We start from the raw sequence: 8,570 nt of genomic DNA on the forward strand, positions 1-8,570 counted from the left end.
TAACCCGACAGCAGGCGCAGGGCCGTCTTTTTGCCCCTGCGCATGCCCCGCTCATAAAGCCGCCGGCTGCGTTCACGGTGGTTTGACAGCGCACGCGGGGCCACGCCCGTCGCGCCTGTCACGTTAAACATTATGCCCATCCAGTCAAAACCCCGGCTGATTCGCCCGATAAAGGTCTTCTCCGGATGGCGCTCATATCCCCCGCGCGCAAAAAATACGCTCAGGGCTTTCACCGCACGCCGCAGTCTCCACCGCGTGCGGGTCAGTATCACAAAATCATCCATGTACCTGACGTATCTGAGACCAGGCTGCGCCTCAAAGTACGTGTCCATTCCCCACAGGCAGAACCCCGCCAGCAGCGGGCTCAGGGCACAGCCCCGGCTTATCCCCTTGCGCGGCGTATGAAACTCGCCGCCCCACTCCACGCTGTAGTGGAGGAACTGCTTCAGCAAATCCAGCAGCACCGGGTCAGCCACGTGCCGCCTGAGCTGCCGGTAAAGCAGACCGTGACGGATGTGAGCGTAAAATCCCCGGATATCCGTCCGGCATACAAACCGCCAGCCATCCTCCCTGAGGGTCTGCGCCATCTTCCTGACAGACTGCCGGCCTCCGCCGTGCCCCCTCACGTGCTCGCACAGGGGATGTACCGGCAGGATGTGGCTTAGCCTCAGCGCCACCCATTTCAGGACCAGCGCATCGGCAGCATCCCATACCGCCCTGCGCTGCGCGCCCTGCCCGACAAGGCGGACCGGACGAAGCCGGTACTGCCCGGCACACACCGTGGCCAGCAACGCTTCCCGCCGCGCAGGCCAGTGAAACCGCAGGTCCCATACGTCCGCCCCGGGCGGGTGATGGCGTCGCTGATGACAGCACCACGCAAACGCCTCATCCCACAGTGCCGTGATGCCGGATTCGGGTTTCGGGCCCGAATACTCATCCCGGTGCCGGGTGCTTACCGACAAACCGCATTCAACTGAGTAATCGACTCCGCCTGTGCCGCCTGGTACGCAGCACGGCACTCGCCGCTCGCCCCCTCAGCCCAGCGAACCAGCACCTCACCTTTATCCGGCATCCCCGCCAGATAGACGCGCCCGTCATCCCCGACAATGCCGCTGCCGCTCTGGTCGGTCGACTGCACCAGGGTGGCCACGGCCCCAAACGGTACGGGCTTGCCGTTGTGCGTCAGCGTCAGCAGAACCTGCTTACCGGTGCGCACCCTGAAGTCAGCCAGCACCACCGCACCGCGCGTCGGGTAGACATTTTTACTGCTCTTGTCCAGCTCAACCCCGTCAGGCAGGGTGCCCGGGTCCAGCGTGACGCTGGTTTTACGGTACATGCCTCCGGCCGGCATAACGGCATACCCGCGCCAGTCCGTCCGGTCATACCCGTTCACCGTCACGCCCGGCGCCCCCGGCGCACGGACCAGTACCGCCCCGTCGCCGAGCGACCTGCTGAGCGTCACCCCGTACGGGTGCACCATCAGCCCGCCCGACGCCCCCCAGGTCAGCGTTTTATACGAGGAACTGTTGCTGTAGCCGGCGTTCGCGTTCAGGCGCTTACCGGACCATGCAAGGTTCAGGCTGCTCTGGTCGGGCTGGTGCTGATTTCCCCAGGACTGGGTGGCGCCGTAGCTGACCGCATTGTCAAGCAGGGTGCCGTTCACGCCGGTGCTCTGGGATACGCGCCCCTGATTGTCATGGGTCATTGAGTAGGTGGTACTCATCCCCTGAAGCGTCCGGTTATCCCGGCTGAATATGCTGAGCGGCACGTTCAGTGACACGGACAGCTGGCGGTTCTCCGGCCAGTTGCTGTCGCTGCGCTGTATGCGGTCAATGTCATATGCCACAGTCAGCGTCGCCCCCATCAGGGAGGTGTAGTACGACATGCGCAGGCTGTCGTTGGTGCCGGAGCGCCCCCAGTAGTTGCTGCGGCTGCCCGACAGGTTGACGGAGCCCAGGCCAGCCGGCAGCTGCTGGTTGATGGATGCCTGCCAGCTTTGACGCTGCCGGTCCATCGTCCAGGGCGCGAAGCCTTCGCTGAGGTCATACCCCTGCATGTTGATGTCATTGAAGCTGTAGAAGTTTCGGGTGTTGTAGCGCAGGGCCGCCAGCGACACGCTGGTCCCGGTGGTCACCATGCTTTTTGAGTACTTGGCCCGCCAGGACTGACCGTCCACCCAGTTCAGGTCACGCCCGCGGGTGTCATGCAGCTGTGAGCTTGTCTGCGTGATATCCAGTGAGAGCGCCCCCAGCTGTCCGAGTGAGATACCGGTACCCAGCGCGCCGGAGCGGTAGTTACTGGCCAGCACGCCGCCACCGTAGACGGTCATGTCGTAAGGCAGGCCGTAGACCAGAGAGCCCATCGCAAATTCAGGTTCGCGACTCCCCTTTGTGACGCCGCCGCCATGGTATTTCCCGATGGTGGCCTCATACTCAAAGCCTCCCTCACGCTGCATAATGGGGAGCGAGGAGTAGCCTACGGTAAAGGAGTGGCGGGAGCCGTCCGCTTCCGTAACCTCAACCAGCAGGTCGCCGGCGTTCCCCATCTGCCCCATATCCTCAATACGGAAGGGACCCGGCGCGACGTTCGTCTGGTATACGGTGTAGCCGTTCTGCTTCACCCGGATCACCGCATCACTGTTCGCCGTGCCGCGGATGACGGGCGCAAAACCGCGCTGATTCTCCCGCAGCATGCCGTCCTCGGAGGTCATCTGCACCCCGCGAAACGGAATGCTGTCAAGGATATCGCCGCCCGTGCTTCCCTCACCGACCAGCATCTGGCTTCGCAGGGCTACAATATCCCGCAGCAGGTAGGTATTTGAGGTGCGCCACTGTCGCTGGGTCGGAATGGACGTACGCCAGGCATAGCTGCCGCTGCCGGATTCCCGGGTGTTGGTGTACGTAAAGGTCTGGGTGCTGTGCAGGCGCCACGGCCCCACGTTCAGCCCGTTGCGGAAGTTTGCAAAGAGCGTGCGGTTTTTTGTTTCAGCCCCCTGACCTGGCGTGCTTTTCCCCTCGGCGCCGCTGAAGTTGTACGATGACATCAGGGCGGGAATGCCGTCATCCCACAGGGCGCTGTCATCTCCGTCAGCAAAGCCGGGCTTCATGGCCACCTGAGGCACGCTCAGGTTAAGCGCAAGCTTATTCATATCGAACTCACTTTTAGCCTGCTTCTGAAAAACAGACAGGTCAGTGATTTCCGTTTCGCCCGGCTTCCCCTTAAGGGAAGGGACGGCATCCACGTCCACCCCCCAGCTTCGCAGCCAGGAGAGCATCAGCACCGGCCGGGTGGCGCCATTTATCTCCCGAAACTGAATGTTCTGACTGCTGACCAGCGTCCTGTTCATGTAGACATCGACCATGTATGTCCCGGGCGGCACAAAGCCTGCCGTCTCGAAGGCCGTCAGGTCGGTCCCTGCCGCGGAGCCACTCAGGAAGGTCGGGTCAAAATACTCCCGGGCCACCGCCGGTGTGGACAGGAAGCCCGTTGCCAGCATCACTGACAGCGCCAGGGGAGACAGTCGTAACGCCACCTGCGCCATCGCCGGATGCCCGTCAGGCTTACAGCGTTGCTTTATATTCATTTTTATCTCCATTCATTTTCCATAACACCGCACCGGCTGGCCGTGCCTTAAAGCGGAAGTGCTGTTCTGATTTCGGGGCAATCCAGGCCTCAAGGGCCCCCTCCTCCGCGGGCATGCCGCCTGCCGTCAGCGAGGAGAAATGGACAAAGTACGGCGTCGGATTCGACACGATGAGCGACTCTTTTTGCGCGCGAAACGTCAGGGTGGACGCTATTTTCGGGATGTCAGGCGCAGCCAGCCCCGCCGGGCGATAAAACAGGCGCATGTTCATCCTGACGGCAATCTGCACCTGCGTGCCGGCTTTCACCTTCGCCTGCCCGGGAGTCCGGGCCGCACTGTCAGAGGGGGGAATACCGGTAACCGAGATGATGCTGGCCGACTCACGGTCCACCGGCAGGCTCCCGCCCACCTGCCTGACGCGCAGGGCTGTTCTTTCACCCGCATTAATGCGCCCGAGAGGCGGAAGAACAACGAAAGGCGGCACGCTCCCGGCCGTGGCGTCAATGCGCCCCGTGGACGGATCGAACGCGCTGACGGTTGACTGAAGCAGGTAGTTTTTATCCGTGCTGTTCATGACGGTCACGATGGTGCCGGATTTTGCTTTCTCCGCGTCGTAATGGATGAGCATGGGAAAAATAGTGATGCCCTTGCCGGATGCGCTTCCCTCAGCCGCCTGTCCGGTCGCCGACAGACAGAGCAGCCCGCCTGCCAGCGCGACAGCAATCCCCCGGTTGAGGGTGGGTGTGAGGGTGACGCTATGCCACCGCGCCACCCGCGACTTAATAACAGAAAACGGACCAGACATTTTTCACCCCTGTACGATAGGTGGAATAAATTAAGCGGAATATATCCGCAGCCACGAATAATAAATAACGGGCGCGCAAAGCCATTAACAGGCCGCCCTGCATTAAATAAACAAATAAAAGAAATAAACAGCATTACGCATTACGCATTACGCATTACGCATTACGCATTGCAAATAAGCACCATCAGAATAAAAAGCAAATCCAACCCAGAAAGAGCGAGCCAGCAGACGGGCAATGAATTAATAAAGAAGATGAAAGTCCGAAACTTTAATTTCCGAACCCTTAATTATTAATAATTAATTACCCATCACCCGGAAACATCCGCACTGAACTCCCCGGAATCACCGCCGGAATCATTAATCATTGACCAGGTGACCCGCTCTCCCTTCACTTTGTAATCCTCACATTTCCCGGGTGCCAGCATGGACGGGGCGGCATTTAAATCCACGGAATGGCCATCCACCCTCAGGTGATTAAATGACAGATAGTAACGCCCGGGATTGCAGGCCCTCACGCCGCCCGGCGCGCGCGTAAACAGCACATCCCTGAACACTGCCTTCCCCGGCTCGGGCATGCCGTCCGGTCGCCAGAAGAGCTTGATAACGTTTTCGATACTCACGCTTACCCCCCCTTTCGCCGCTGCAGGCTGCCTCCCGGGTGGGATGGACAGAACGTGAACGTACCAGACCCCCTCTGTTTGCTTCGGGTAATCACCAGGGGCACCGGTCAGCCTGACGCGCACGCTGTTCTCTGAACCTCCCTCCAGTCGAAACAGCGGCGGGAATGCCGCAAACGCGCGGCTGTCATTACCCGTCACATCAGTCACCCTGACCTGCGTCAGCCAGGTCGTGGCTCCCGTGTTGAGTACCTTCAGGGTGGCAGAGGTGTCCCCTTCACGATAAATCATGCGGGTCGCACCCAGCCCTATGCCGCCAGATAAATCACTCGCTCTCGCAGACTGCGGGGAGAAAAGGCCCCCACCAAAAAAAACAAAAGCAACCGAAATAACAAAAAAGGAAATACAGCAGACAACTCGCTGGGTTCTCATATCTCCGCCCGGATATAATTAACGATACGCCATCTTAAAGTTAAAATTCGCAACAACAGCCCCGGAACCCTTAATCTCACCGCCGAGATATCGCATATCCACAATAAAATTCACATCACCGTCCGCAGGCTCACCGCCCCGCGGGGCGAGTTCAACAGAGTCACCACCTCTAATATACCCGCCCAGCACTCCATTATTGTCTTTATGGCGAAGACCAAACCCCAGGGCGCCGGTAATTTGTGTATTTTGAAACTGAAATAAATCATCGTAACCGGACAGCGTCTGCCCCGTTACCTGTATTGCGGGTATAACACCCGGCTGCTTCGACCCCGCGCAATTACTCAGGTGCAGGGTAATATCTTTCGTTCCCAATCTTAATATGGGCCCCTGAACCCTGAAGTCTTTCTGGTTAGCCGCAGTGGTGAACGTCATCAAATCGGGTGACGCAAGCGAAAGAATACAGGTTGAACGCTCAACGTTCAGGGTCAGGGTCAGCGGGAAGCTGGTACCGTAGATTGTCGGCCCGCTATCAGCCATTGCGGGTGTCGCACAGACCAGGATGCCTGCCAGCAGGCTGGATTTAACCGCTATCATGACCGCCCCCCCTTCCAGGATTCCAGCCCTCCACCGTCATTAATGGTTTGCCACTTGATATCCGCCGGCCACGTGAGCCCGGAGAAAGGGATATCTTCACTGGAAAAAGGAAGCAGCGTGGTTGACTCTACGGTTAAACGTTTTGTCAGAATGGCATGCCCCCCCACATCAAGAGAAGCCAGGCTGATAATAAAGGGCGTTGGATTTTCCAGCTTCACCCCCTGAGAGGAGCGGGAGACCTTCAGCTTCCCACCACTTGCAGAAAGCCCCGGCAAGCCGTCAGGACGATAAATCAGTTTAATTTTCTGACCGAGTCCAATCACACCCTTCCCGCTGATTTTACTGAGGGTTGCATTATCCATTTTTGCATCCGGCGGAGTGTCGCCGGCCGGAATGGCGAGAACACTCAGCCAGAACAGGGACTCCCTGTCTGATGGCAGGTTAGCCGGCAGCTTAACCACCCGGACAGCGCTCTCCCCGTCAGATTCAAGGCGAAATAGCTGGGGCGTCACAACAAAAGGCGCCCCCCCTGGCCCGTTCAGCCCCCTCAAAACCCGAGGCTGAATAAGGTAGGGGAGGCCCCCTCCCTGGTTAAGCACCGTGATTGTGACACTTTTTTGATGAGCGGGATAAATAAGGCGCGTCCCACCCAACTGCAGGCCTGCAAATGCCGACCCTGCCCCCAGAAACGACGTGCAGAGACATGCCAGTGCAAACGCCATCTTTTTCATCGCTAACCTTCCTGTCGTCAGTATTATTGCTGAACACCCACAAATCGACATACCACACAAATTGCGTGGTATGTCTGCATCCGTGCCCACCCCTGAGCCTCTATGGAGGGAGGGGCTCCTTGTTTTAGATTACGGGTTTACGAACGAAAATGAGATGCCTGTGGTTTGCGCTGCGCTTGCAGTAGGGCTGGCCGTAGGAGCGGCGAAGCCGATCGTAGCCGGGTATGTTTTCGCTTCAAGCGCAGTACCTAAGTCACCAGCCACAGCTGAAAACAGGAATTCACCTTTCGCGAGCAGAGTGGCAGGGGCATCTTTCTTCGCAACACCAAAGCCCCAGGTTGCACTTGTGTCACTACCAAAAATTTTATTGGAAGAACCAGTAATAGGGTTGGCATCCAGCTGAATACCAGCACCCGCTTGTGCGGCCGCGTTACCACAACCGCTCAATGATACAGTCACATCCTGCGCGTTAAACAGAGTGTTAGCTGCATTTAACGCAGACGGTATCATCCCCCCCAGGTCAATGGTGGGCCGAGAAAGACTCACCTGACAGGTCAGCGTATTGACCACACCCGTGACCTGAACTGTACCTTTAGTATCAGCGTGCGCCGCATTAACACCCCCCATAACCATCATCGCCAGCATACTCATTTTGATAATTTGCTTTTTCATTGCCATACCTTAATTAAATTTAATTTTTAATCTGCGCAACGACTGCGCAGGCTACCGCCCGGCCCGTAAAACTCCCGTTGTTTTATGACGCACGAGCTTTACATTTAGGACCATTTTGACAATCTCGCGGGTTTTACAGAGGGTTGTACCGTGGGGTGATGGCATTCAGGATGTAACGTCCGGCATCAGACGAAAATTTAGTGAATATGGTTTTCGGAATCGAAAGCGCAGAAACGACAGAAGTGTAAGCTTTATTTGTGACGCGGAGTAAGTGAGGATTTACAATGGGTTGGGTGTGTTTTGGGGTGTTTTATTTTCTTTTTTTACATATAGTTACATACTGTTCGGGAACTTAATATGTTGCGGGCTGGACGCTTCATGAAGTTCGTATATACTGATTTACAGTTTGGTCCTAAATGTAAAGTCTTTTTCCGTTTTCGCCTCCCCCACACGCACTTAAATCTTTCTGCATTACTCGCCGTGTAGCGCACCGTGTGGCGGATATTCCGGTGTCCGAGATAGTCCTGTATCAGCCTGGTGTCCACCCCCCTGTCTGCCAGCGCGAATCCGCAGGCATGTCGCAACATGTGCGGATGCGAAACTACAGAAATATTTGACTGTTCCCCCAGTTTATTAATGACCTGCCAGATACGCTGCCTTGTCATCCTTTCACTCTGACGGGTAATGAACAGCCACTCGCTGTCCGCATGCGGCAGACCGGACCTGACCTTCAGCCAGGCGCGAATGGCGCTTTTCTCCTCCTTCAGCAGCGGGTGCGTGGTGCTGAACCCGTTCTTCATCCGCCGGATATACAGGCTCCCCCCTTTCAGGTCGATATCGGACAACCTTAACTCACACACCTCACTGACCCGGAAGCCGTGTATAAAACTCATCAACAGCAGACAGTAATCCCGCTCCGGGGTGCTGCTCATCCGCGCATGCTTCAGCATGCTCTCCACTTCTGTCTGTGTCAGGTACCTGCGCTGGCTCATTCTCTGCTTCCGTTTCTTTGCTAAGTGTAACTGTATGTAATTATCCACAACGAAACGAATGCCGCCAGCCCGGATTAATCTGTAAGTACGCCTGAATGGGGTATTGAAGGGCAGGATAATTTTTTTCTGAATGGCATTCCTTCT

At 57.2% G+C, this 8,570-nt stretch carries 8 protein-coding genes; all 8 read right to left on the reverse strand.

Features of this window, described 5'->3' with window-relative positions; all coding sequences use genetic code 11:
- A partial coding sequence (locus tag DEO48_RS26655) for a reverse transcriptase domain-containing protein (protein WP_258306214.1) occupies nt 1-962 on the reverse strand: 962 nt, incomplete at its 3' end.
- Nucleotides 953-3,583, reverse strand: coding sequence for a fimbria/pilus outer membrane usher protein (locus DEO48_RS25975; protein ID WP_181367067.1), 2,631 nt, complete (start codon nt 3,581-3,583; stop codon nt 953-955). The genes DEO48_RS26655 and DEO48_RS25975, both read right to left, overlap by 10 nt.
- Entirely contained in the window at nt 3,561-4,388 is an 828-nt protein-coding gene (locus DEO48_RS25980; protein ID WP_109846713.1) for a molecular chaperone, read from the reverse strand. The genes DEO48_RS25975 and DEO48_RS25980 overlap by 23 nt, the downstream gene beginning before the upstream one ends.
- A gap of 308 nt (nt 4,389-4,696) precedes the next feature.
- The gene (locus tag DEO48_RS25985) at nt 4,697-5,437 is read right to left on the reverse strand and encodes a molecular chaperone (protein WP_109846714.1); all 741 of its coding nucleotides are present in this window, start codon (nt 5,435-5,437) and stop codon (nt 4,697-4,699) included.
- A gap of 18 nt (nt 5,438-5,455) precedes the next feature.
- Nucleotides 5,456-6,031: a fimbrial protein gene (locus DEO48_RS25990; protein ID WP_109846715.1), complete on the reverse strand. Its 576-nt coding sequence runs from the start codon at nt 6,029-6,031 to the stop codon at nt 5,456-5,458.
- On the reverse strand, nt 6,028-6,762 hold the full coding sequence (locus DEO48_RS25995) for a molecular chaperone (protein ID WP_181367069.1): 735 nt from the start codon (nt 6,760-6,762) through the stop codon (nt 6,028-6,030). The genes DEO48_RS25990 and DEO48_RS25995 overlap by 4 nt, the downstream gene beginning before the upstream one ends.
- Nucleotides 6,763-6,891: 129 nt before the next feature.
- On the reverse strand, nt 6,892-7,434 hold the full coding sequence (locus DEO48_RS26000) for a type 1 fimbrial protein (RefSeq protein ID WP_181367070.1): 543 nt from the start codon (nt 7,432-7,434) through the stop codon (nt 6,892-6,894).
- Between the two features lie 323 nt (nt 7,435-7,757).
- The gene (locus tag DEO48_RS26005; protein ID WP_109846718.1) at nt 7,758-8,426 is read right to left on the reverse strand and encodes a tyrosine-type DNA invertase; all 669 of its coding nucleotides are present in this window, start codon (nt 8,424-8,426) and stop codon (nt 7,758-7,760) included.
- Nucleotides 8,427-8,570 lie beyond the last annotated feature (144 nt).

Origin of the sequence: Enterobacter sp. CGMCC 5087, from assembly GCF_003144775.1 — a bacterium.
Lineage (GTDB): Bacteria > Pseudomonadota > Gammaproteobacteria > Enterobacterales > Enterobacteriaceae > Enterobacter > Enterobacter cloacae_M.